This is a genomic window from Flavobacterium sp. 1 (assembly GCF_002797935.1).
Taxonomy (GTDB): domain Bacteria; phylum Bacteroidota; class Bacteroidia; order Flavobacteriales; family Flavobacteriaceae; genus Flavobacterium.
Genome location: NZ_PGER01000001.1, coordinates 4458873 through 4484881 on the forward strand (window position 1 = coordinate 4458873; position 26009 = coordinate 4484881).

General features: G+C 36.1%; 19 protein-coding genes. 12 read left to right on the forward strand and 7 right to left on the reverse strand.

All coding sequences use genetic code 11. The annotated features are described in order from the left end of the window. The first annotated feature begins 109 nt into the window (after positions 1-109). From CLU83_RS18070 to CLU83_RS18090, 5 genes are all read left to right on the forward strand, one after another. Entirely contained in the window at positions 110-1180 is a 1071-nt protein-coding gene (locus CLU83_RS18070) for an NADH:flavin oxidoreductase/NADH oxidase (RefSeq protein ID WP_100432902.1), read from the forward strand. A 115-nt stretch (positions 1181-1295) separates the two neighbouring features. Then, positions 1296-2348 (forward strand): Gfo/Idh/MocA family oxidoreductase, encoded by a 1053-nt coding sequence (locus CLU83_RS18075; protein WP_100432903.1) that lies wholly within the window; start codon positions 1296-1298, stop codon positions 2346-2348. A gap of 72 nt (positions 2349-2420) precedes the next feature. After that, the gene (locus CLU83_RS18080) at positions 2421-3635 is read left to right on the forward strand and encodes an MFS transporter (RefSeq protein ID WP_100432904.1); all 1215 of its coding nucleotides are present in this window, start codon (positions 2421-2423) and stop codon (positions 3633-3635) included. Between the two features lie 228 nt (positions 3636-3863). Then, positions 3864-6701 (forward strand): carboxypeptidase-like regulatory domain-containing protein, encoded by a 2838-nt coding sequence (locus CLU83_RS18085; protein WP_100432905.1) that lies wholly within the window; start codon positions 3864-3866, stop codon positions 6699-6701. Between the two features lie 19 nt (positions 6702-6720). After that, positions 6721-8070, forward strand: coding sequence for a DUF5689 domain-containing protein (locus tag CLU83_RS18090; RefSeq protein WP_100432906.1), 1350 nt, complete (start codon positions 6721-6723; stop codon positions 8068-8070). Between the two features lie 53 nt (positions 8071-8123). On the opposite strand, the gene CLU83_RS18095 is transcribed toward CLU83_RS18090, so the two are convergent. Further along, a complete protein-coding gene (locus tag CLU83_RS18095) occupies positions 8124-8879 on the reverse strand; it encodes a UDP-2,3-diacylglucosamine diphosphatase (RefSeq protein ID WP_100432907.1) in 756 nt (251 codons plus the stop codon). A gap of 15 nt (positions 8880-8894) precedes the next feature. Beyond that, positions 8895-9347 carry a 6-carboxytetrahydropterin synthase gene (locus CLU83_RS18100; protein ID WP_100432908.1) on the reverse strand — a complete coding sequence of 151 codons (453 nt, stop codon included), beginning with the start codon at positions 9345-9347 and terminating at the stop codon, positions 8895-8897. 239 nt (positions 9348-9586) lie between these two features. Between CLU83_RS18100 and CLU83_RS18105 the strand changes: the two genes are divergently transcribed. Next, positions 9587-11266, forward strand: a complete 1680-nt coding sequence (locus tag CLU83_RS18105; protein ID WP_100432909.1) for an Ig-like domain-containing protein — start codon at positions 9587-9589, stop codon at positions 11264-11266. On the opposite strand, the gene CLU83_RS18110 is transcribed toward CLU83_RS18105, so the two are convergent. The 4 genes from CLU83_RS18110 to CLU83_RS18125 all read right to left on the reverse strand — a co-directional run bounded on the left by CLU83_RS18110 (position 11258) and on the right by CLU83_RS18125 (position 15608). Further along, positions 11258-12022: an amidohydrolase gene (locus CLU83_RS18110; RefSeq protein WP_100432910.1), complete on the reverse strand. Its 765-nt coding sequence runs from the start codon at positions 12020-12022 to the stop codon at positions 11258-11260. The two genes, CLU83_RS18105 and CLU83_RS18110, sit on opposite strands and share 9 nt — an antisense overlap. Positions 12023-12151: 129 nt before the next feature. Next, on the reverse strand, positions 12152-12913 hold the full coding sequence (locus CLU83_RS18115; RefSeq protein WP_100432911.1) for a succinate dehydrogenase/fumarate reductase iron-sulfur subunit: 762 nt from the start codon (positions 12911-12913) through the stop codon (positions 12152-12154). A 7-nt stretch (positions 12914-12920) separates the two neighbouring features. Beyond that, entirely contained in the window at positions 12921-14930 is a 2010-nt protein-coding gene (locus CLU83_RS18120) for a fumarate reductase/succinate dehydrogenase flavoprotein subunit (protein ID WP_100432912.1), read from the reverse strand. A gap of 12 nt (positions 14931-14942) precedes the next feature. Then, positions 14943-15608 carry a succinate dehydrogenase cytochrome b subunit gene (locus tag CLU83_RS18125; RefSeq protein WP_100432913.1) on the reverse strand — a complete coding sequence of 222 codons (666 nt, stop codon included), beginning with the start codon at positions 15606-15608 and terminating at the stop codon, positions 14943-14945. Positions 15609-16037: 429 nt separating this feature from the next. On the opposite strand from CLU83_RS18125, the gene CLU83_RS18130 reads away from it, so the two are divergent. Further along, positions 16038-17399 carry a hydroxymethylglutaryl-CoA synthase family protein gene (locus CLU83_RS18130; RefSeq protein WP_100432914.1) on the forward strand — a complete coding sequence of 454 codons (1362 nt, stop codon included), beginning with the start codon at positions 16038-16040 and terminating at the stop codon, positions 17397-17399. Positions 17400-17458: 59 nt separating this feature from the next. On the opposite strand, the gene CLU83_RS18135 is transcribed toward CLU83_RS18130, so the two are convergent. Beyond that, the gene (locus CLU83_RS18135; RefSeq protein ID WP_100432915.1) at positions 17459-18940 is read right to left on the reverse strand and encodes an ImmA/IrrE family metallo-endopeptidase; all 1482 of its coding nucleotides are present in this window, start codon (positions 18938-18940) and stop codon (positions 17459-17461) included. Between the two features lie 121 nt (positions 18941-19061). Here CLU83_RS18135 and aceB point away from each other — a divergent pair, with 121 nt between their 5' ends. The 5 genes from aceB to CLU83_RS18160 all read left to right on the forward strand — a co-directional run bounded on the left by aceB (position 19062) and on the right by CLU83_RS18160 (position 25913). Then, positions 19062-20663 carry a malate synthase A gene (gene aceB / locus CLU83_RS18140; RefSeq protein WP_100432916.1) on the forward strand — a complete coding sequence of 534 codons (1602 nt, stop codon included), beginning with the start codon at positions 19062-19064 and terminating at the stop codon, positions 20661-20663. 48 nt (positions 20664-20711) lie between these two features. Beyond that, positions 20712-21992, forward strand: a complete 1281-nt coding sequence (gene aceA, locus CLU83_RS18145) for an isocitrate lyase (protein WP_100432917.1) — start codon at positions 20712-20714, stop codon at positions 21990-21992. Between the two features lie 327 nt (positions 21993-22319). Continuing rightward, the gene (locus tag CLU83_RS18150; RefSeq protein WP_100432918.1) at positions 22320-23612 is read left to right on the forward strand and encodes an aminopeptidase P family protein; all 1293 of its coding nucleotides are present in this window, start codon (positions 22320-22322) and stop codon (positions 23610-23612) included. A gap of 256 nt (positions 23613-23868) precedes the next feature. Continuing rightward, positions 23869-24675 (forward strand): TIGR00266 family protein, encoded by an 807-nt coding sequence (locus CLU83_RS18155; protein ID WP_100432919.1) that lies wholly within the window; start codon positions 23869-23871, stop codon positions 24673-24675. A 341-nt stretch (positions 24676-25016) separates the two neighbouring features. Then, complete coding sequence (locus CLU83_RS18160) at positions 25017-25913, forward strand: alpha/beta hydrolase (RefSeq protein WP_100432920.1); 897 nt, start codon at positions 25017-25019, stop codon at positions 25911-25913. The last annotated feature ends 96 nt before the right edge of the window (positions 25914-26009 follow it).

Genomic DNA, 26009 nt, shown 5'->3' on the forward strand with positions numbered 1-26009 from the left:
TCGTGAGGATTTCCACTTCTATCGGGGCTAAAGACAAACATAGTGCATTTTTGTTATTATCTACGATTACAGCCAAATTTAAATTTAAAACTTTCACTATCTTTCATTTATGGAATCAAAATTATTTTCTTCACTACAAATAAAAAGCATTACACTCAAAAACAGAATCACGATTTCGCCAATGTGTCAATATTCGGCTGAGGATGGTTTTGCCAATGATTGGCATTTGGTGCATCTTGGCAGTCGTGCCACAGGTGGTTCGGGTTTAATCATTCAGGAAGCGACAGCAGTTTCCCCCGAAGGAAGAATTTCTCCGGCCGATTTGGGTTTGTGGAGCGATGAACACATCACAAAATTGCAGTCTATAACCAAGTTTATCGTCAGTCAGAATTCGATTCCAGGAATACAATTGGCTCATGCTGGCAGGAAAGCTAGCGTTTCATCACCTTGGTACGGGAACAAAAAACTAGACCAAAATCAAGGCGGATGGGAGACCGTTGCGCCAAGCGCGATTAGCTATCATGACAATGAGCCACATCCTACAGCATTGAATTCAGAAGGGATTCAAAAAGTAATCACCGATTTCAAATTGGCGACCCGCCGAGCGGTTCTTGCAGGATATCAAGTAATAGAAATTCACGGGGCACACGGGTATTTACTGCACCAATTTTTATCTCCTTTAACCAATGTTAGAACTGATGAATATGGTGGTTCTTTTGAAAACAGAATAAGATTGCTTCTTGAAGTATTAGAAGCGGTTCAGTCGGAATGGTCGAAAGAACTTCCGTTATTAGTAAGAATCTCGGCTACGGATTGGGCAGATGGCGGATGGAATGTTGAAGAATCTATTCAACTTTCTAAAATATTGAAATTGAAAGGAGTGGATTTAATTGATGTTTCTTCAGGCGGATTGGTGTCGCATCAGCAAATTCCTCTAGGACCAAATTATCAGGTTCATTTTGCCGAAAAAATTAAAAAGGAAACTGGAATTTTGACAGGAGCAGTTGGCTTAATTACCACTTCGCAACAAGCTGAAGCTATTGTAGCAAGCGGAAAGGCTGATTTAGTTTTGTTTGCCAGAGAGTCATTGAGGAATCCGAATTTAGGATTGGCTTTTGCGCAGGAATTAGGAATTGATGTTCAATGGCCAAAACAATACGAAAGGGCCAAAACGCGATGAGTTATTTTCTATGCGTTTTCCTGCGAGGTCTTTTTTTGATCTTGTAGGGATTAAATTTAAGAACCATACCTACAAGGTTTCGGAAACCTTGAAGGATAAACTATAATAAAAAAATATGCAAAAAATAAAAACGGCATTATTGTCTTACGGAATGTCTGGAAAAGTTTTCCACGCTCCTTTTTTAGAATTTCATCAAGGATTTGAATTGGTTGGCTCTTGGGAAAGAAGCAAACAGCTGATTCAATTGGATTACCCAAACGTAAAAAGTTTTGCCACTCTGGAAGAAGTGCTTCAAAGCGATGCCGATTTGATAATTGTAAATACGCCGGTTGGAACTCATTTTGAATATGCTAAGCGGGTTTTACTTGCGGGAAAGCACGCTGTGGTAGAAAAAGCTTTTACTACTACTGTTGCCGAAGCTCAAGAATTGATGAGTCTGGCTAAAGAAAAAGGACTGAAACTTTCGGTATTTCAAAACCGACGATGGGACAGTGACCTTAAAACGGTACGGAAAGTATTGGCTGAGAAAACATTGGGAGAATTGGTTGAAGCTGAGTTTCATTTTGACCGCTACAATCCAATTTTGAGTCCAAAAGGACATAAAGAAACAGCCAATTCTGGAGCTGGGATTCTAAAGGATTTGGGACCGCACATAATTGACCAAGCTTTGTGTTTATTTGGATTTCCCCAAAGTGTTTTTGCTGATATTCGAATAACCCGAGAAAATTCATTGGTGGATGACTGGTTTGACATTTTGCTGTATTATCCTGAATTTAGGGTGCGGTTAAAAGCAAGTTTTTTTGTGAGAGAAGCCAATCCTGCGTATGTTATTCATGGAAAAAAAGGATCTTTCCTGAAATCTCGCGGCGATGTTCAGGAAGACGAATTGAAATTAGGCAAGAAACCAAACCTGACTTCTTGGGGCACCGAAGCTCCAGGTCAAGAAGGATTATTGCACACAGAGATTGATGGTGAAATAATTAAGGAGAAAGTTCCAACGCTTCAAGGTAATTATTATTGGTTTTTTGATGAGATACATCAGTCGATTGTAAATGATCAGCCAGAGCCTGTAACAGCACAAGAGGGTACTCATGTAATGCAGATTATTGAGGCATCTATTCAAAGCTGTGAACAGAAAAGAAGTATCGATTTAAGTCTTATAATTTAATAGTTAATGGCTGTTCTCAATTAAATAAATTCATTTAAGTACTTTTGCATTTCATTTTAAAGAGCGACGATTTTGCAATATTTTAATTTTATAGGCTGGTATAAAGCCAAAGGAAAATACAAGAAAAACTATCGAGATGTAAAAGCATCCTATCTGCTTAGGATTCGCTTGGCGGTTTCTACGTTTTATTTTGCTATGGGATTATGTTTTGCTACTTGGGCAAGCCGTATTCCAACTATAAAATCGGCGCTGAATTTAAGTGACGGTCAATTAGGAACTATACTTTTTGCTTTGCCTGTTGGTCAGTTAACGATGATGTATTTTTCGGGTAAATTAGTCACCCGTTTTGGAAGCCATCGCATTTTGCCTTTTGCTATTTTGATGTATGCAGTGAGTTTGACTAATTTAGGTCTGGCTCAAAATGCATGGCAATTGGCTCTTGGATTATATACTTTTGGAATATTTGGCAATCTGACTAATATTTCTGTAAATACTCAAGGAGTTTATACCGAAGGACTTTTTAAAAGAACCATTATGTCTTCATTTCATGGAATGTGGAGTTTAGCAGGTTTTACAGGTGCATTGGTAGGTTTGGGAATGTTAGCATTGCAGCTCAATACGCATACTCATTTCTTAATAGTTGCTTTTACAGCATTTTTGCTGATTGCTTTTAATTTTAAATTTTTGATTAAGGCCAAAGAAACCATTAAAAGAGAGAAGAAAAAAGGTTTCCGAAAGCCAGATAAGACTTTAGTTTTGCTGGGTGTTATTGGTTTTTGCAGTATGGCAAGCGAAGGAATCATGTTTGATTGGAGCGGAGTTTTCTTTAAAGATATTGTCAAAGCTCCCGGTGCTTTAATAATTTTAGGGTACACTTCGTTTATGATTATGATGGCAAGCGGCCGTTTTTTTGGAGACAAATTAATCAATAGATATGGACGGAAAAAAGTAATGCAAATCAGTGGCATTATGATTTCATCAGGTTTCTTTACTGCAGTTATTTTTCCTTATATAATACCTTCAATGATTGCTTTTATGATTATTGGATTGGGAGTTTCGACGGTGGTTCCTACTTTGTACAGTATTGCAGGCAAACACCCTACAATCCCTACTGGCGAAGCTTTGACTACTGTTTCAAGCGTGAGCTTTCTTGGCTTTTTGATGGGACCTCCCGTTATTGGTCATATAGCTGAACTGTCAAGTTTGCGTTTTTCTTTTGCTTTTATTGGGATCTTTGGTGTTCTCATCGCTTTCATGGTAGGGCGAATTAAAGTGATTAGCGAATAATCACAAAAACAAGTGTTTATCTTATTTTTTTAAATAGTTTTTTCCTTATGTTTGTTTTCGGTGTTAATCGGGGGTATTTCCATTCGGTTGATATTCAAAATGCCACACTTGATTTAGGACTTTACATTATTATTTTTCCAAAACTTTTTTATCCTTTTTTTAAACGAATTTAATCTTTGGATTTGTTGTGTCTTGTCATGACCTATTCCATTTGTTTGCAAAATAGGTATGAGGAAATTTTTGTTAGGAATGTTCTTTTTATGGAAAATAACTTTTGTTTTTGCCCAAAAACCAACAGGGATAAAAGGAAAAATTATTGATTCTAAAACCCAAAAACCATTAGAAAATGTAGTGGTTTCGATTGAAAATACACAGTTGATGCAAATCACTTCCGGTGATGGTGTTTTTGGTTTTTATGCTGTTGCAGAAGGAAATCAATTACTGCTTTTGCATAGTCAAGGCTTTAAGGATATACTGCTCACTGTTGTAATTACTAAAGACCAAATGTTGGATTTAGGTACTATTCCAATGGAAGATAACCAAATGGTAGAACAGCAGACGGGCTTAATCACGCTTCTTGATAGTGACTTGAGCGATGACAACAGCGGTTCCGAAAGCACTTCGGGACTTTTGCAGTCTTCCAGAGATGCTTTTCAGCAAGCGGCAGCTTTCAATTGGGGACAAGCTCGTTTTAGAATCCGAGGATTGGATAGTCAATATGCCACCACAACTATTAATGGTGTTACGATGAACAAACTCTACGACGGCCGTCCGCAATGGGGAGATTGGAGCGGACTGAATAATGCGGTTCGGAATCAGGAATTTACAGTTGGTTCTTTTCCTTCGGATTATGTTTTTGGAGGGATTTTGGGCACGCAGCAAATCAATACTCGGGCTTCTATTTACAAACCTGGAACAATTTTATCTTTTTCTGGTACCAATACTAATTATTCTTGGCGTATGACAGGAACGTATGCATCAGGAATGAATAATAAAGGCTGGGCATTTGTAGTTTCAGCAGGAACACGCTGGGCAGAGGAAGGCTATTTTGAAGGAACAAATTTTAATGCAATAGCGGGTTTTATTAGTGTGGAAAAGAAAATAAACGATCAGCATTCTTTGAATTTTTCCGGATTTTACACACCTAATTCCAGAGCCAAAAATTCACCAAATACTACTGAAGTGACTGAATTAACTAGTGAAAAATATAATTCGTATTGGGGTTGGCAAAACGGTAAAAAACGAAATGCTAGAATTAAAACCATTGAAGAGCCCATCCTGATGCTGAATCATTTTTACACGATCAACGATTACACTACTCTAAATTCAAGCTTGACCTATCAATTTGGTAAAATCACAAACAGCAATATTGACTACCAAAATGCGAATAGTCCAGATCCAACTTATTATAGAAAAATGCCGAGTTATTACAGCTCGCTTTATGCAAAAGATAATGGAGAATTTTCTGGAGAATTCACTCCTGATTTTGAGAATGCAGAAAAAAGTGCAACGCAGTTTTTGGCCAATAATCAAATCGATTGGAATGCTTTGTATTATGCCAATCAGTCTCCGGTTTTGGATGCGAATGGAAAAGTAATTGGGTATATTCCCAGCAAAAGTAATTATGTTTTGTACAAAGACCGTACAGATGATCAGACAATAACTGCCAATTCAACCTTTAATACGCAAGTAAACGACAATCTTTACTTGACTGCAGGCGGTTTTTTCAGTTATTTAAAATCGCATAATTATCAGCAATTGACGGATTTATTAGGTGGTTTGTATTTTGATGACATCGATGTGTTTTACAATGGAGATCAAGCACAATCAGATTTGAATCATCCCGACAGACAAGTAGTAGAAGGAGATACTTATGGTTACAATTTTAATTATCTGGCCAATACATTAAACCTTTTTACCAATTTTAAATTCACGTATGATAAAGTCGATTTTTATTTGGCGCAAAATTTCATAAGCTCCAATTATCAAAGAGAAGGTTTGTATCAAAACGGAATTTATGCTACCAATTCTTTTGGGAAAAGCAAGAAAGTTCATTTTGATAATTTTGGTTTCAAAGGCGGAATATTGTTTAAAATTTCGGGGAAGCAACAATTGAATTTTAACGGAGCTTATCTTTCTAATGCGCCAACAATCAGGAATGCTTTTCCTAATTCGAGATTAAACAATTCTGTCGTTGCAGGTTTAGAAAATGAAACCATTAACAGTTTAGATGCAAGTTACTTTTTCCGGACTCCAAAGTGGCAAACCCGTTTTTCTCTTTTTTATGCAAGTATAAAAAACATCACTCAAACTTCTTTTTTTTATGCCGAAGGAATATTTGATGACGGTGCTGGATATGCGAATACCGATGCTTTTGTGAGCCAAACATTAACGCATTTGGATAAGCAAAATTTGGGAGCCGAGCTGAGTTTGCAATACCAGTTAACCACAACAATAATGACTAATTTTTCGGCAGCTTATGGTCAATATACGTATAATAGCAATCCCAATATTATCATAACCAATGATGCTCAAACCACAATTGAAAACCAAAATCCCGTGTTTGACTTTGGAATGGCTACATTAAAAAATTACCATCAGGCGGGAATGCCACAACAGGCTTATGCTCTTGGAATCGAATATAGAGATCCCAAATATTGGTGGATTGGTGCCAATATCAATTATTTAGCCAATAGTTTTATAGATATTTCGCCTATTTCCAGAACGGAAACATTCTATAAAAACCCAGCCAGTGGTTTCAATTTCCCTGAAGCTTCAGAGGAAAGAGCAAGAGAGCTATTAAAACAAGAGGAATTCGATCCCATGACTTTGTTAAACATTTCGGGAGGGAAATCATGGAAAATAAAAGGTAAGAACATTGGGCTTTTTGCAACGTTAAATAATGTTTTGGACTTGAAGTACAAAACTGGAGGATATGAGCAAGCCAGAAATGCAAATTTCAGGCAACTCAATCAGGACGTTTCCAGCGGGACACCCAATTTTGGGAACAAATATTTTTACGGTTATGGGCGAACGTATTTTGTAAACCTGTACATCAATTTATAAATTTTAAAAATAAAAGAATATGAAGCTGCAATTCTACACTGTTTTTTTAGTAATTACGATCATTTTTGGCAGTTGCACCAAGGAGGAATTCGATGTGCCAAAACTCTCTTGCAACCAGCCCGATCTGAAAGTAAACCGTACCGTTGAAGAAGTTCGTGCCGTGACAAATTCTATAGTTACGCAATATACTTATGATGATATTATTGAAGCCTATGTAGTTTCCAGTGATGGAGGGGGAAATTTTTTTAAGACTATTTCGTTTCAGACTTTGGCAACGGCTACAATGCCAGCGACAGGTTTTAGTGTTCCTGTAGATGCTTCAAATACCTATATTGACTTCAGATTAGGCAATAAAGTTTATATCAAAATGAAGAATCAATACACTGATATTTATTTTGGAGGAATGCGAGTTGGAGGTATTTATGTCAATACGTATAATGAAGGAGGCGTTGGCCGAATTTCTCCAAACGATTATAAAAAAGTACTGAATGCTTCTTGTACAATGGTAGATGAGGAATTATTGGTCCGTTCGATTTCTATACCCGATTTACTGCATGATACGAATATCAATACTTTGGTGGAATTGTCTGAGGTGCAATTTACAAAAGAGGCTATCGGACGGCATTATTATGAAGAATCCAATGATGTTGGAGGAGGAACAAATTGGAATTTAATGGATAAATTAGGGAATCAGGTGTTGTTTCGCACTAGCAGTTTTGCTGATTTTTCCGATAAAATTATTCCTGATGGAAGCGGAAAAGTACGCGGGGTATTAACTAAATTTGGTTCGGATTATCAGTTATTAGCAAGATCCGAAAGGGATGTAATGATTACGGGTACAGCTTCTGTCCCGTTCTTTTCTGAAAATTTTCAAAGTGTCGAAACCAATACTAAACTCAATCTTCCGGGCTGGGCAAATTTAGTTCAAAAAGGGACAAAGTATTGGATTGGAACTGTGTATGCCGGAAATGGTTATGCCGAGTTTAATACGACAGGAACCAAAGTTGTCTCTAATGTGGCTTGGCTGATTTCTCCAAAAATTGATATGGATTTGCATACCAATGAAGTACTCACTTTCAGATCGGCACAGCATCACTTAGATGTAGATTCTTCTTTAAATTCATTAGAAGTATATGTCTCAACCAATTTTGACGGATTGAATATTGCCAAAGCTACTTGGACGCAGCTCAAGGTTGTATTGCCTAAACAGGCCACGCCTTGGTATCAGTTTGTGGGTTCTGGAGGAGTGGATTTATCAGCATATAAAGGAAAAATAAATATTGCATTCAAATATACGGGATCAGGAAAAGACCTTGCTTTGGATGGTGCCTTTCAAGTAGACGATGTGCAGATTTATGGAGATAAATAAAGTATATGGTTTGAAAATTAAATGTTCACAGTCTTTCAGCAAGACCTTAATTTTTATTCAAATTTTTTCACTTCGAATATTTCTCCGTCAAAAACTCCATAAGTAAAATAACTAATCCAATCGCCGAGGTTAACATATTCTGAGTTTTCGCCTACCTCTTTAATCATTGGCAGATGGCGGTGTCCAAACACAAAATAGTTATAGTGCTTAGTTTCCAGTTTTCGCTTGGCATAAAGTATTAGCCACTCGTTTTCATCTCCTAGGAATTTGACATCAGCATCGCCAGAAATCAGTTTGTTTTTAACAGAAAGGTATTGTGCCAATTTCATTCCAAGATCCGGATGAAGCCAGCGGTATAACCACTTAGATAACGGATTGGTGAATACCTTTTTCATCCGTTTGTATCCTTTGTCGCCAGGACCTTTACCATCACCATGTCCAATTAAAAAGGTTTTATCGGCAAAAGTAAATTCTCTGTTATCGTGGTAAACAGGAATGTTCAATTCGGTTTCAAAATAATCAGCCATCCATAAATCATGGTTTCCCACAAAGAAATAAATAGGAATTCCGCTGTCGCGAATTTCGGCCAGTTTGCCTAAAACACGGACAAATCCTTTGGGAACAACGGTTTTGTATTCGAACCAAAAATCAAATAAATCACCTAAAAGAAATATCGCTTCGGCATCGTCTTTTACTTCATTTAGCCAAGCGACAAACTTTTGCTCTCTAGGAAAACTCAATTCGGGAGTTGGCGCACCAAAATGCTGATCGGAAGCGAAATAGATTTTTTTATTATTTGGTAATTGCATGAACTACATTATTAATTATTGATTATCACTTGCAAACCATTCAGCAAATGAAGATTCGGTTTCTTGCAATTTTAAAGAGAAGAGTTTAATGTTTTCGGGTAATCGGCGGATAATTCTTTGAGAAAAATCGACTACCATATTTTCACTTGTGGGCTGGTAATCTACCAAAATTACGTGATGATCACGGGATTTTAGTTCCTTTGCCAATTCAATATGAGGAGTTGTTTCATTGAAAACAGTAGCATGATCAAACTGATCGACAATCTCTTCTTTTACAATTTTTTTCAGATCCGAAAAATCAATGACCATACCAAACTTTACATTATTGCGGTCGGTGATTGGTTTTCCAATAACGGTAACAGATAATTTATAACTGTGGCCATGCACATTTTTACACTTTCCGTCGTAACCGTACAAAGCGTGGCCTGTTTCAAAATTAAACTGTTTGGTAATTCTAATATTGCTCATTGAAGTTCTATTTTGAGTGCAAATTTAATGAATTCACATGAGAAATGACCATTAAAAAGCGGGTTTCAGTCTTCTAAATCCCTAGCCCTGATGGAAGCGGCATCCTTTTTATAAAGCAATTTTTCTTTGCTTTATAAAAAGATATAGCGGACAGCAGGAAATAGCTCCTAATAATTGGCAAAATATTTCGATTACAGTAAATATAATTGTTATTTTGTAGAATCAAATTTTAGCTGATTATGTTCAAAAAACATTTTAAATATATTCCTTTTTTACTTCTGATTTTTTTTATAAGCTGTGCCAAAAGGGGCTCCATTACTGGTGGTTTGAAAGACACTATTGCGCCTACATTGAAATCCAGTTATCCTGAAAATTATTCTGTCAAGTTTACTGGAAATAAAATCAAACTTACTTTTAACGAAAATGTCAAGCTTAAAAATTTAAATAAGCAATTGATTATTTCGCCGCCAATGAAGAATGAACCAGAAATCCTTCCGACAACTCCAACAAAAACATTAACGATTACCATAAATGATACTTTAGCACCCAATACAACGTATAGTATGAATTTTGGTCAAAGTATTGCCGATAATAATGAGGGAAATCCATATAATCAATTTAAATATGTGTTTTCAACTGGAGATTATATCGATTCATTAGCTCTTGGAGGAAGGGTAAAAGATGCGCATGAGAAAGAAGTGGCTTCATTTGTTTCGATTATGCTTTATGAAGCGAATGAAAAATTTAATGATTCTACGATTTATAAAGAAAATCCCCGCTACATTACCAATACATTGGATAGCTTGAAAACGTTTCGTTTGGAAAATTTAAAAGCTGGTAAATACTTTCTGGTTGCTATGAAAGATAATAACAACAATAATAAATTCAATCCAAAATCGGATTTAATTGGCTTTAACAAACAAATTATTACCATACCTAATGATACGGTTTTTGAATTGGAATTATTTAAAGAAACACTTCCTTTTAAAGCTAATAAGCCAAGCCAAGCTTCTGGAAACCGATTAATCGTAGGTTATGAAGGAAATCCCGGAAGGAATGGCGAATTGACCAAACTTACTTTGAAAAATCAAAAAGAAATAATACCTGCGATAATTACTAAAATGAGTAAAAAAGACTCTCTGCAGGTTTGGTACAAACCGATGAAAGCTGATTCTCTTTCACTAAATATTACAAAAGACAAATACTCAAAAAATTATGCTTTTAAAATTAAAAAACAGAAAAACGACACTTTAAGCATCAAAGCATTGCAAGCTGGGTCTTTGAATTTTAGAGACCGATTTACGCTGGAATCCAGCCTTCCTTTGGTGGATTTTGACAAATCTAAAATGACGCTTATCAACAAAGATTCGGTTGCTGTTCCATTTACCACAGCTTATGATGAATTTAACCAGCAGTTGTATGTTGATTTTAAAATTGAAGAAGCACAGAAATATAATTTCAAGATGATGCCTGGTGCTGTGACCGATTTTTTTGAAAAAAAGAATGACACTTTATCTTTTAAAACAGAGACTAGAAATTTTTCTGATTATGGGAGTATGATTCTCACCTTAAAAAATGTGAACCGTTTTCCTGTTATTATTGAATTGACAAATGACAAAGGAGATATAATAAAAGCAAGTGAATATACTGAAGGTAAAACAGAAATTGAATTTAATTTGCTTGAGCCAAGTGTATATGGCATTCGAGCCATTTATGATGACAATAAAAACAAGGAATGGGACACGGGAAGTTATCTTGAAAAACGACAAACCGAAGAAGTTGTTTATTATTCTAAAGAAATAAACCTTCATGCTAATTTTGACATGCATGAAACCTTCGATTTAAGTATTCCTTATACTCCAGAAGTCAAAAAGAAAAAGCCTAAAGAAAAAGAAAAGTCCAAAAAGAGTTCATTCTAAAACAAATGAATCCCGATCTCTTAAAAAATTGAATTTTTTGCGAAATGAAATTAGTTCAGCTTTATCTAATTTGACAATAAAAACACCTTTAGACTCTACAGGTTCCAACATGTAATCTCCTAAGAAATTAATCGATTGGGAATGTCCATTGTGCTGAAATTTATTATCATCTTCGCCAATTCTATTGACTCCGACTACATAACACATGTTTTCTATGGCACGTGCTTTTAGTAAAGCATCCCAAGCATTTATTCTTATTTTTGGCCAATTGGCAACATAAATCAATACATCATAATCTTCTGCATTTCGGGCAAAAACAGGGAAACGCAAATCATAACAAATCAAAGGGCAAATCTTCCAGCCTTTATATTCAATAATTAATTTTTTGGTGCCGGCTGTATAGACTTCGTTTTCCCCCGCCAGCGTAAACAAGTGCTTTTTGTCGTAAAACCGAATTTCTCCTGAGGGAAAAACAAAAACTAGCCGGTTGTAGAAATTTCCTTTTTCGGTGATAACTAGACTTCCTGTAATGGCCATGTCTTTGGCTTTCGCTAAATGTATGAGCCAAGTTATTGTTTCGCCTTGCATGGTTTCGGCAACATTTTGTGGATTCATCGTAAATCCTGAAGTGAACATTTCTGGAAGTACAATCAAATCAACGTCATCAGTAATGCCATTAATTTTTTTTTCGAAATGATTTCGGTTTTCTTTTGGGTTTTCCCAGAATAAAGAGGATTGAATGAGTGCAATTTTCATTCTATAAAATTAGTAAAAATTGACACATTGATGACACGAAATTGATTTAACAGATTCAAATGTTTGGTTCAATAAAAAAAACGCATCCAAATTAATGAATGCGTTTTTGTTATAATAATTTTTGAAATACTATTTCAAACTTGCTGACAAATATTCTCTGTTCATACGAGCAATGTTCTCCAAAGAAATTCCTTTAGGACATTCAACCTCACAAGCTCCAGTATTGGTACAGTTACCAAAACCTTCTTCATCCATTTGACGAACCATGTTCAATACACGGTTTGTAGCTTCCACTTTTCCTTGCGGTAATAATGCATATTGTGAAACTTTTGCTCCAACAAATAACATAGCAGAACCATTTTTACAAGTTGCCACACAAGCACCGCAACCGATACAAGCCGCGGCCTCAAATGCTTTATCAGCGTCGTCTTTAGGAACTGGAATAGTATTGGCATCGATAGTGTTTCCAGATGTATTCACTGAAACGAATCCTCCCGCTTGTTGAATTCTGTCAAAAGCTGTTCTGTCTACAATTAAATCTTTAATTACTGGGAAAGCTGCAGAACGCCAAGGCTCTATAACGATCGTATCTCCGTCATTGAACATTCTCATGTGTAATTGACAAGTAGTGATTCCAGTATCTGGTCCGTGTGCACGTCCGTTGATATACAAAGAACACATTCCGCAGATTCCTTCACGACAATCGTGGTCAAATGCGATTGGTTCTTTTCTTTCGTTTACTAATTGTTCGTTCAATTGGTCTAACATTTCCAAAAAGGAACTTGCCGTAGAGACATCGTTCAATTTGTATGTTTCCATTTTTCCTTTTTCTTTGGAGTTTTTTTGACGCCAAATTTGAAGGCTTATATTGATATTTTTTGCTGCGCTCATAATTTTTTTATTTGTAATTTCTTGCGGCTATTTTAATAAACTCGTATTTCAATTCTTCTTTGTGAAGCTCTTCATTTTTAATGTCGTATCCTTTGTATTCCCAAGCACCAACAAATTTGAAATTTTCGTCATCACGTAAAGTTTCTCCTTCAGCATCCTGATATTCTTCACGGAAATGACCTCCACAAGATTCTTTACGCTGCAAAGCATCAATAGCCATTAATTGTCCTAATTCAATAAAATCAGCCACACGAAGCGCTTTTTCCAATTCAGGATTCAATTCATCGGAACTTCCTGGAACGTAAACATCTTTGTAGAATTCCTCTTTTAAAGAGGCGATTTCTCCGATAGCTTCTTGCAACCCTTTCTCATTACGCCCCATTCCAACTTTGTTCCACATAATCAACCCTAAACGTTTGTGGAAATGATCCACCGTTTTTGTACCATTATTAGAAAGGAATTTATTAATCGAATCTTTTACATTTTTTTCAGCTTCAACGAATTCCGGCAAATCAGTAGAGATTTTTCCAGTACGAATATCACCTGATAAATAATCAGAAACAGTATAAGGCAATACGAAATAACCGTCGGCTAAACCTTGCATCAAAGCCGAAGCTCCTAAACGGTTCGCTCCGTGGTCAGAGAAGTTCGCTTCTCCTGCAACGAAACAGCCCGGAATAGTTGATTGTAAGTTATAGTCAACCCAAACACCACCCATTGTATAGTGAACTGCAGGATAAATTTTCATTGGAGTTTCATAAGGATTCTCATCTGTAATTTTTTGGTACATAGTAAACAAGTTACCATATTTTTCCTCCAACCATTTTTTTCCTAATGAAAGAATTTCTTCTTGAGAAGGATTATGATTTCCTTTGGCGTAAGCCGTTTGTTTTCCTTTAGATTGAATCTCTGTAGAGAAATCCAAATAAACTCCTTCATTAGTATCATTAGCTTCAATTCCATGACCTGCGTCACAAACTTCTTTTGCGGCTCTTGAAGCAACATCACGAGGAACTAAGTTACCAAATGCTGGATATTTTCTTTCTAGGTAGTAATCTCTATCTTCTTCAGCAATTTGTGTTGGTTTCATTTTACCTGCACGAATCGCTTCAGCATCTTCTTTTTTCTTTGGAACCCAAATACGTCCAGAGTTTCTTAAAGACTCAGACATCAATGTCAATTTAGATTGATTGGTTCCGTGAACCGGGATACAAGTTGGGTGAATTTGTACGTAGCAAGGATTTGCGAACAAAGCTCCTTGTTTGTGGATTTTCCAACCAGCAGTTACATTCGATCCCATTGCGTTTGTAGAAAGGAAATAAACGTTTCCGTATCCTCCTGTCGCAATAATTACAGCGTGAGCAGAATGTCTTTCGATTTCACCAGTAATCAAATTACGAGCAATAATTCCGCGGGCTTTTCCATCCACTTTTACCAATTCCAACATTTCGTGACGGTTATACATATCGATTTTTCCTAAACCGATTTGTCTTGATAAAGAAGAATAAGCTCCTAATAACAATTGTTGACCAGTTTGTCCAGCAGCATAAAAAGTACGCTGTACTTGTGTACCACCAAAAGAACGGTTGTCCAACATTCCTCCGTAATCACGGGCAAAAGGAACTCCCTGAGCCACACACTGGTCAATGATGTTTCCAGAAACTTCTGCTAAACGGTGTACGTTTGCTTCACGTGCTCTGTAATCGCCACCTTTGATGGTATCATAAAACAAACGGAAAGTACTATCCCCGTCATTTTGATAGTTTTTTGCAGCGTTGATACCTCCTTGGGCAGCGATTGAGTGCGCACGGCGAGGAGAATCTTGATAACAGAATGCTTTTACATTATATCCCATTTCGGCAAAAGATGCCGCTGCCGAAGCTCCAGCCAATCCTGTACCCACAACGATAATATCTATTTTTGGTCGGTTGTTTGGAGCAACTAACTTTAAGTGATCTTTATAATCAGTCCATTTTTGTGAAATGTGACCTTCTGGTATTTTAGAATCTAGTTTCATTATAGATTGATATTAATTATTAAAATGATGAAATAACGCAATGAAAATAAATCCAAAAGGAACTATAATTGCAAATGCATAACAAATTTTATGCAATGACTTCCCTATTTTGTTATCAAATCCTACAGATTGCAAAGAAGATGTGAAACCATGCCAAAGGTGTAATGCTAATAAAATGAAAGCCACACAATACAATCCTGTACGAACCGGGCTTTCAAATTTAGCCACTAATTCTCCATAGTATCTTGTTTCTTCGATAGCATTTCCTTCTACATATTTGTACACTATTTCATGAAACCAAAAGTCGTACATGTGCAATCCTAAAAAAGCCAACACAACCAAACCAGAAATAATCATATTCCTAGAAGCCCAAGATGAGTTTGCTGCACCGTCAAACTTTACGTAGGCAACAGGTCTTGCATTTCTGTTTTTCAGTTCCAAAACGAATCCCATAACGAAGTGAAAAACTACTCCCGCAACCAAAACAGGCTGCATAACAAATTGTATTAACGGGTTGTAACCCATAAAATGTGACATCGCATTAAATGAATCGGCACTAAAAACCGATACGAAATTAATAAAGAAATGAAGCGATAGAAACATAATCAAAAAAAGTCCTGAAAGCGCCATAGCTACTTTTTTAGCTATAGACGACTTCAATATTGCAGATTTTGCCATAATGATATAAATATTATATTTTTTTAAAAAGTCGAACAAATTTAGGGTAATTGAGAAAGAATAACAACCAAATATGCAATTTTACTTCGCAATTTATAATCATTTTAAAGTACTTAAAAAATACTTATTAAATACGTATAAAAATACGTAGTTTAGCTCTTTTTATAACAAAATGTAATCGATTACATATACAAAATAATATAGTTTCTAAAATTAGGTGATAAAAATCAGGTCTCAAATTAAAAATTAACGTTAAAACTATAGTCCTAATTATATTTCATTGACAAAAGACAAAAAAACTAACAATCTAACAATACAAAACAAGATTTACAGCTTATTCCCTAAAAATTGAAAAACAACCACTTTATAGTCTTCAAAATATTGTAATTCCCCAAAGCAATTTTAACTTTGCATCTTTAAATTTTATTCATGAAAACTGGAATTGACGCTATTGCATTTGATGTTGCCAAATTGCATTTACCCATAAAAACATTAGCCCTAGCTAGAAATATAGAACCTGAAAAACTCGAAAAAGGATTAGGATTATTAAAGATGACTTTGCCCGATGCGCATCAGGATACTGTGGTTTTTGGAGCCAATGCTTTGACAAAACTGATTCAAGACAATAATATAAAATTAAACGAAATTGCCCGAATATATGTGGGAACCGAAAGTGCTATTGACAGTTCAAAGCCTATAAGCTCTTTCCTGATTTCTCTGATGGAACAAAAATTCGGAGAAAGCTCTTTATCCGAATGTGATGTGGTAGATTTTACTTTTGCCTGCATCGGCGGTGTAGATGCCATGCAAAACTGTCTTGATTTTGTTCAGCTCAACCCAACAAAAAAAGCGATTGTTGTTACTACCGATTTTGCTAAATACGACTTAAATTCTACTGGTGAATACACGCAAGGTGCTGGCGCAGTTGCCTTGCTGATTACTTCAAATCCAAGAATTATAACGTTTGAGAATCATTGGGGCGTAAGTACAAAAGGCGTTTTTGATTTCTTCAAACCTTACAGAACAATTTCAAAACAGGAAATCACAGGGAACTCAAACAATGAATCTTGGTTTGATAATTTGGAAAACGAAATTGAAATCCACAAAGACCAGCCTGTTTTTGACGGTCAATATTCGAACCAATGTTATATGGATCGTACCAGAGACGCCTATTTTTCATTCAAGAAAATAAAAAACGCTCAAGAAACAGTTTACAGCACTTGGACAAGTATTGTAATGCATTTGCCTTATGCTTTTCAAGGGCGCAGAATGCTTTCTGAAATTTATGCTTTGGATGCTTCATCTCCGATTATTTCTGGTGAAGAAAATGCCTCAGAATACCAAAACAAATTGAAAGAAATTAGCAAATCAGAAGATTACAAAACATTTGTTGTCGATAAATTACAGCCTGCAGAATTAGCTTCTTCTTTAATCGGAAACCTTTATACTGGTTCCATTTTCATGGGATTGCTTTCTACTCTGGCTCATTTTTATAATACGAAAAAAGAAATTGCAACTGAAAAATTTGGTTTTCTTGCCTATGGAAGCGGTTCGAAAGCCAAAGTTTTTGAAGGAACTATTCAATCCGAATGGAAATCGGCAATAGCTAATGTTTCTCTTTTTGAAACATTGGAAAAAAGTTTTGAAATCGATTTTGAAACTTATGAAAAACTACACAAAAAGGAACAAAAACAAAGCATTCAAGAGCCCAAAAACGAATGGATTCTTGACAGAATAGAAACCGAAATTCCTAATTTAATCGGAGCCCGTTATTACAAATGGATTGATTGACTTTAATATTGACAATACAAAAAGAGCCACGAAAGATAAAATTCATTCGTGGCTTTACTTTAACTAAACTTAGCAATATATTCCTGAACCGTCGCATCTGTCTTTTCGTTTCTAAGTTTTTGATTCAAATGAATCGGCGGTGAAGCTCTCTCTAAACAATTTTGTACAGCACAGGTTTCACAAGTCACCCCAACTAATCTTTTTTGCATTAAATTCCCTTCTATAAATTTAAATCGTTTTTTGATTGAAGGTGTGATTAAAATCCCAACAGAAATACTTCTCATACAATTTTTCTTGAATGGATCCGGCGTAGCCGATGAAAAAACAAGATATTCATTATTACTGTTTTCATAACGCGAAATCTGTGCATCAAAAAAGTGTTCTTTCTTTTGTTTCAAAGACTCCACAATTGTTTTTATCGACACCCATCTTCGACAATAGTGTTCATTCATCTCGTTGGCATGAGGTTCTTGCTGATTGGTAATATGCAGTTCTTTTTTTATCTGATAAGTGTCTGCTCCAATTTCATGAGATAAACGAAGGAAAAAGAGATTCTTTATCTGAAAATCCTTAGGTAAAATATTAGTTAGCCGCTGATAAAATGATTCTGGAGAAACCGTAAATCTGTTCATCAGCTGAACCATTTCCTGAGGTTTTGGATCCTCTTTTGATAAAAATAAATTTAATTCTTCAATCAGCGTCTCTCTTGGAATAAGCAAGGCTCCTGCAAAATAGGAAGCATAAAAATTATTAAGAACTTGGTCAAAATTATCAAACTTTATCCAACTAAAAGTATACAGTCTTTCTTTGATTTCAAGAAAATTATAAGCAATTTCTTTTGCTAAAATAAATGCTTTCTGAGAATCATCAATCCCAACAGACAGTAATAAAGTTCTGCTTTTTGGTACAAAAATAGACCGTAGGTCACCTAATTCTTCTTTCTCCGAAAAAACAATTTCGGTAATGCTATATCCGTATTCTTCAATTAAAATTGCTGACAATTCACTAATCGAAATATTGGTTGTATTAGTAATGTGGAATGCTTTGCAAAACAGCAGCACTTTTTCTTCAAGATCTTCAAAATAATTATTGTGCGCTTCCTGATAGGAACGCAATGAAGCCAAGAAAAAACTTTCTCTTGTTAAGTTATAATGCTGCGCAATTTCGATAATTGTGCTTATAAAGGCGTTGACCTTGGCCGGAGCATTGGCTATAATATCTATTAAGTCAGCTTCTTGAATCCCAAATAGATCCAGCGGAATCTCTTTCAAAATTCCTGATTTTAATATTTCGCCAATCGGTGCGAGATTATTATCAAGCTTTAGAGACACCATGTGATCGTATGAGACTTCTAACTTATTAGCCAAAAGAATAATTTTTTCCGTTTTAGGATATTTTTTTCCTTTCTCTATTTCGTTGAGATACGATTTAGACAGTTCTGTTATTTTGGCTAGGCCAAATAATGACAAATCTTTATTTGTTCGAGCCTGCTTGAGTTTAAGCCCAAAAATCAACTTAATATAATCCTTCTCTATGTTCATAAAATCAAAGATAAACTAAAAAAAATAAAAAACTCAAAAAAATATTTTTACGTTTTTAGCGAACGTTCGCTTGTTTTATAAAAAACTTTTTGTACTATTGTAAAAGAAAAACGCATTAGCCATGAAAAACCAAACAGAAACCACAGAAAAAACATTCCAAATCACAAATGGAATGACACAGCAGTATCCCGAAATATTGACGGACAAAGCCATTGAATTCTTAACAGAATTGCATCAAAAATTTAATAACAAAAGACTTTCGTTATTAGAAGACCGAAAAAGACAACAAGTATTATTTGATGCTGGAGCCTTACCTTGTTTCCTCCCCGAAACACGAATGATTAGAGAAAGTAAATGGGTAGCCGCAACTACTCCAAAAGATTTATTGGACCGAAGAGTTGAAATCACAGGACCGGTGGACAGAAAAATGGTCATTAATGCACTCAATTCAGGTGCTAAAACTTTTATGGCTGATTTTGAAGACAGCACATCGCCCACTTGGAGCAATTTGATGGAAGGACAGCAAAATTTGATAGATGCAGTTAACAAAACCATAACTCTTGAAGACACTGTAAAAAATAAAAAATACGCTCTAAAAGAAAAGACTGCCGTTTTAATTGTAAGACCTAGAGGGCTGCATCTCAATGAAAAAAATATTCATATTGACGGGCAGGAAACCTCAGGTTCTTTAATAGATTTTGGATTGTATGCTTTCCATAATCACGAGCAATTGTCAAAAAATGGAACTGCTCCCTACTTCTATTTGCCAAAATTGGAGCATTATTTAGAAGCAAGATGGTGGAATGAAGTTTTCGAATTTGCCCAAGAATATTTAGGAGAACAAAACGGAACTTTTAAAGCCACAGTATTGATAGAAACGATTACTGCCAGCTTTCAACTAGACGAAATTATTTTTGAATTAAGAGACCATATCGTAGGATTGAACTGTGGCCGGTGGGATTACATTTTTTCGTTCATCAAAAAATTAAGAAAACATAAAACCTATATCATTCCAAATCGTGATCAGGTAACGATGAATACACCATTCATGAGTGCTTATTCACAATTGGTAATTCAAAGATGCCACAAACGAAATATCCATGCTATCGGCGGGATGGCAGCACAAATTCCGATTAAGAACGATGAAGAAGCAAATAACATTGCGTTTGACAAAGTAGTAACTGACAAGCAAAGAGAAGTGCAAAACGGCCACGACGGCACTTGGGTAGCTCATCCTGATTTGGTTCCGTTGGCACAATCGGTTTTTGATAAATACATGCCTACACAAAATCAAATTCATGTAAAACGAGAAGACGTAAACGTAGTAGAAGAAGATTTACTCGCAATCCCAAAAGGAACCATAACCGAGCAGGGAGTTCGAAAAAACATTAGCATTTCTGTTCTCTATATTGCCTCATGGCTAAACGGACAAGGCGCGGCCGCTTTACACCATTTGATGGAAGATGCCGCAACTGCAGAAATCTCAAGGTCTCAATTATGGCAATGGGTACAAAACGAAGTTGTATTAGATAATTACAAAGCGCTAACAGTAAAATACTATCATCGCCTAGCAATGGAAGAATTTGAAAAAATTAGACAGCAAGTAGGCAACGATAACCATGAAAAACAAAACTATCGATTGGCAGAAGAACTACTGGACAAGCTTGTAATAAATGACAATTTTGTAGAATTTCTAACCTTAATCGGATATAAATACCTATAAACTTTCAGTTTCAAAATAAAAACCAACAAACTTTATTAAACGTATATCATGAAAACAACCGAGACAAGAATTCAAGAATTAATTAGCGACTGGATTACAAACCCGAGATGGAAAGGAATCGAACGTCCTTATACTGCTGAAGAAGTAATAAATCTTCAAGGTTCTTATCAAATTGAGCACAGCATTGCCAAAATGGGAGCGGTTAAACTATGGAACAAACTCAATTCTCAAGATTTTGTTACAGGACTAGGAGCTCTTACCGGAAACCAAGCTATTCAGGAAGTCGAAGCTGGATTAGATGCCATTTATCTCAGCGGCTGGCAAGTAGCAGCCGATGCCAATGTGGCGGGCGAAATGTATCCGGATCAATCTTTATATCCAGCCAACAGTGTTCCGTTAGTAGTAAAGAGAATCAACAATGCTCTGTTGCGTGCCGATCAAATACAAATAGTAAATAAAACCACGGATAAAAAAGATTATCTAATACCTATCGTTGCCGATGCAGAAGCTGGTTTTGGAGGTAATCTGAATGCTTTCGAACTGATGAAATCAATGATTGAATCGGGAGCTTCGGGTGTTCATTTTGAAGACCAATTGAGTTCGGCCAAAAAATGCGGTCATTTAGGCGGAAAAGTTTTAGTTCCAACCCAGGAAGCCATCAATAAATTAATTGCCGCTCGCTTGGCAGCCGATGTAATGGGAACACCAACGCTTATCGTAGCAAGAACAGATGCCGATGCTGCCAACTTATTGACGAGCGATATCGACCCAAGAGACACTAAATTCATTACAGGAGAAAAAACGGCCGAAGGATTTTTCTATGTAAACTGTGGCGTAGAACAAGGAATTGACCGTGGATTAAGTTATGCACCGTATGCTGATTTGATCTGGATGGAAACTAGCAACCCCAATTTGGCTTATGCCAAACGTTTTGCCGATGCTATTCATGATAAATTCCCTGGAAAATTATTGGCTTACAACTGCTCGCCTTCATTCAACTGGGCTGCCAAATTATCCGTAGCCGAAATGGAAACCTTCAGAGAAGATTTGGCTGCAATGGGTTATAAATTCCAATTCATCACTTTGGCAGGATTTCATGCGCTTAACACCAGCATGTTTGAATTATCGAAAGCATACAAAGAAAGAGGAATGGCAGGTTACTCCGAATTACAGGAAAGAGAATTTGCTTTACAGCAACACGGTTTCAAAGCTGTAAAACATCAAAATTTTGTAGGCACTTCCTATTTTGACGCCGTACAAAACACCGTTACTACAGGAAAATCCTCAACAACAGCAATGAAAGATTCTACCGAAGTAGCACAGTTTTAATTTTTAAATACTTTTCTAAGAGCACGGAGAAAGTTAATTTCTTCGTGCTTTTTTCTTTTTTGGATCACAGCAAAAATGCAAAATATCTCACTTTAGCCCCGATTGAAATGGAAATCCTTATAAGCCGGGGTTCGGCTTATAAGATTGAAACGAAAAGCGGGACCAATGCCTGCTAAAAATGCCCAATCTCTCTGCTCCAAAAATTAACAGTTAAACTCTTGTTTTAATTAAAACCCGTTATAAAAACCTTAAAAAAATCACTAAAAGCACCAATTTCGTTATAAAAATTTCTATTTTTGAAGATTCAATACCAAAATTCGTTTTCTTATGAAATATCATCAAATTGACCGTGCTCTTTTTATTAAAAACAGAGCAAAATTCATGGCTGCAATGAAACCTAATAGTGTAGCTGTATTTAATTCTAACGATATTTATCCTGTTTCTGCAGACAGTACCTTGCCGTTTGCACAACACCGCGATATTTTTTATTTATCCGGGGTTGATCAGGAAGAAAGCATCTTATTACTTTTCCCAGACGCTCCATACGAGAACCAAAGAGAAATACTATTCTTAAAAGAAACCAGCGAGCATATTGCTATTTGGGAAGGTGAAAAATTGACCAAAGAACGCGCTTTTGAAGTTTCGGGGATTAAAACTGTTTATTGGTTGCAGGATTTCGAAAAAATTTTAAATGAAATGATGACGTATTCAGACATCATGTACATTAACACCAACGAACATTACCGAGCTGCTGTTGAAACAGAAACCCGTGAAGCCCGTTTTGTAAAATGGTGGAAAGCCAAATACCCGGCGCATCAGGTGGCTAAAAGCAATCCTATTTTGCAGCGCATTCGTTCTATCAAAGAAACTGAAGAAATAGATTTAATCCAGAACGCTTGTAATATTACCGAAAAAGGTTTCCGAAGACTGTTGTCTTTTGTAAAACCTAATGTAACCGAATACGAAATCGAAGCCGAATTAATTCACGAATTCATCCGCAATCGTTCCAAAGGTTTTGCCTACACGCCAATTATTGCTTCGGGAAATAATGCCAATGTACTGCATTACATCGAAAACAACCAACAATGCAAAGCGAGTGATTTAATCTTACTGGACGTTGCAGCCGAATATGCCAATTATTCAAGTGATTTGACACGAACTATTCCTGTTTCAGGACGTTATTCAGACAGACAAAAAGCGGTTTACAATGCAGTTTTGCGCGTAAAAAACGAAGCCTCCAAAATGCTTACGCCAGGAACACTTTGGAAGCAATACCATGTAGAAGTGGGTAAAATCATGACTTCCGAATTGCTTGGTTTAGGTTTAATCGACAAAGCCGATGTTCAAAATGAAAATCCGGAATGGCCAGCCTACAAAAAATATTTCATGCACGGAACTTCGCACCACATGGGATTGGACACACACGATTATGGATTATTGCACGAGCCAATAAAAGCCAATATGGTTTTTACCGTTGAGCCCGGAATTTATATTCCTGCCGAAGGTTTCGGAATCCGTTTGGAAGACAATGTTGTTGTTCAGGAAAAAGGAGAGCCTTTCAACTTAATGCGAAACATCCCGATTGAAGTGGAGGAAATCGAAAGTTTGATGAATTCATAATTCTTATTAAATACAATCAATAAACGGCTTTCAGTAATGGAAGCCGTTTTTATTTGGGCGCGTCCCAACCTCCGTAAACTTCAGCTGGGTCGGGCTATTCACTGCAAGTCCTCGTCCCGTCTCGTCTTTTTTGACGAGACGGGACTGTGGGCTTTCCGTTGCTATCCCTCGCGCGGAAAGCGACATATTTTCGTCTTCGTTTGTAACATTCTAAACCCACATCCGACTCATTTAAAAAACTAAAATTCAAGAAATCATGCAAGCACACGAAATAGATTATCAGATTTTTGGAGAAGAAATGCAATATGTAGAAATAGAATTGGATCCTCAGGAAATCGTAATTGCCGAAGCGGGCAGTTTTATGATGATGGAAAACAACATCCAAATGGAAACCATTTTTGGTGACGGATCCGAACAGCAAGCCAGTTCAGGTTTATTTGGCAAACTTTTGAATGCCGGAAAAAGAGTTCTTACAGGCGAAAGCTTATTCATGACGGCATTCCTGAATCAAGGCAACACCAAAAGCAAAGTTTCGTTTGCCTCTCCATATCCCGGAAAAATCCTTCCAATTGATTTAACGCAGTTCCAAGGTAAGTTTATCTGTCAAAAAAGTTCTTTTCTATGCGCTGCCAAAGGCGTTTCGGTTGGAATTGAATTCTCCCAAAAACTTGGTCGCGGCTTCTTTGGAGGCGAAGGTTTCATTATGCAAAAAATAGAAGGAGACGGAATGGCGTTTGTTCATTCGGGAGGAACAATGGCTAAAAAAGAATTGGCTCACGGCGAAGTACTAAAAGTAGACACAGGCTGTATAATTGGTTTTACGAAAGATGTTGATTATGATATTGAATTTATAGGCGGAATCAAGAATTCTATCTTTGGAGGTGAAGGTTTGTTTTACGCCACTTTACGCGGGCCAGGAACTGTTTATATTCAATCATTACCTTTCAGCAGATTGGCGGATAGAATCATTGCATCAGCACCAAGATCAGGAGGAAGCGGTCGTGATGAAGGAAGTTTGCTTGGTGGATTGGGTAATCTTTTGGATGGTGATAATCGATTCTAATTTTTTATAAATAATACTTCAAACGGCTTTTCAGAAATGGGAGCCGTTTTTTTAAGTACAATATGAATGTCTTTTACACATTGCTATCCGAAAGTTTTACTGAATAACAATAGAGTGCCTTATTACCCTTTGAATATATTTAGTCAAGCATACTCCAACATTATCCTAATAGTGTAATATTATACTGTTTTAGATTTTGTGTTTCCACAAGCGTGCCAATGTTTTTAGACCTTCTTAAAATGTAATCTAATTCTTCGTATATTAAATAATTTTAAATACACAACCGATTGTTTTTTTAAATACATTTGAAAAAATAACTTACTTATCTTAAATAAAACGATATGAAAAAAATTATCACTTTAATACTGATCTTTTTATGCTTTAACAGCATTGCACAAAACGTTAATAAAAAATGGATTGATATTAACTATGCAAATGATACGCAGGTATATCACAATCTAGACATTCATATTCCAAATACAGAAAAAACTTCATATAAGGTCATTGTAATTATTTATGGCAGCGCATGGTTTGCCAATAATATGAAAGCTATGGCATTTCAGTCTATGGGAAAACCTCTATTAGACTCTGGTTTTGCGGTAATTTCCATAAATCATAGATCAAGTTCCGATGCTAAATATCCTGCTCAAATAAACGATGTAAAAGCAGCTATTAGGTTTATAAGGGCTAACGCAAAAAAATATAATTTAGATTCCTCATTTATTGGTATTACAGGTTTTTCTTCTGGTGGACATTTAGCTTCTTTAGCTGGAACTACCAACGGTATTACAAATTATACAATAGGTAAGAAAACAATAAATTTAGAAGGAAATTTAGGAGAGAATACTTCGGAGAGCAGTAAGGTTGATGCAGTTGTTGATTGGTTTGGTCCTGTAAATTTAGCATTAATGGAAGCTTGTGAAAAGCCAAAAGATGAAAAGTCACCAGAAGCTGCAATTATCGGAGGCAAACCTGCTGATAATTTAGACATGATTAGCTTGCTTAGTCCCACTACTTTTATTGACAAAACTGATCCTGATTTTTTAATAATACATGGTGATGCAGACACTATTGTGCCCTATTGTCAAAGTGAACTTTTTGCTAAATCTTTAAAAGAAAAAGGAATTTTGGCTGATTTTATTACTGTCCCAAACGGACAACACGGGCCTGTAACATTTAATGAAACTACTTTTAAAAAAATGACTGATTTCTTTTTGAAGGAAGCCGAGAAAAAATAACTGCATAGTTCATCTAACTTGTCAAATAACGGGTTTTTGATATTTTTGTATCGCCTGAAGAGCCCCATAAAATATTATTTGTTTCGCAAAATAAAA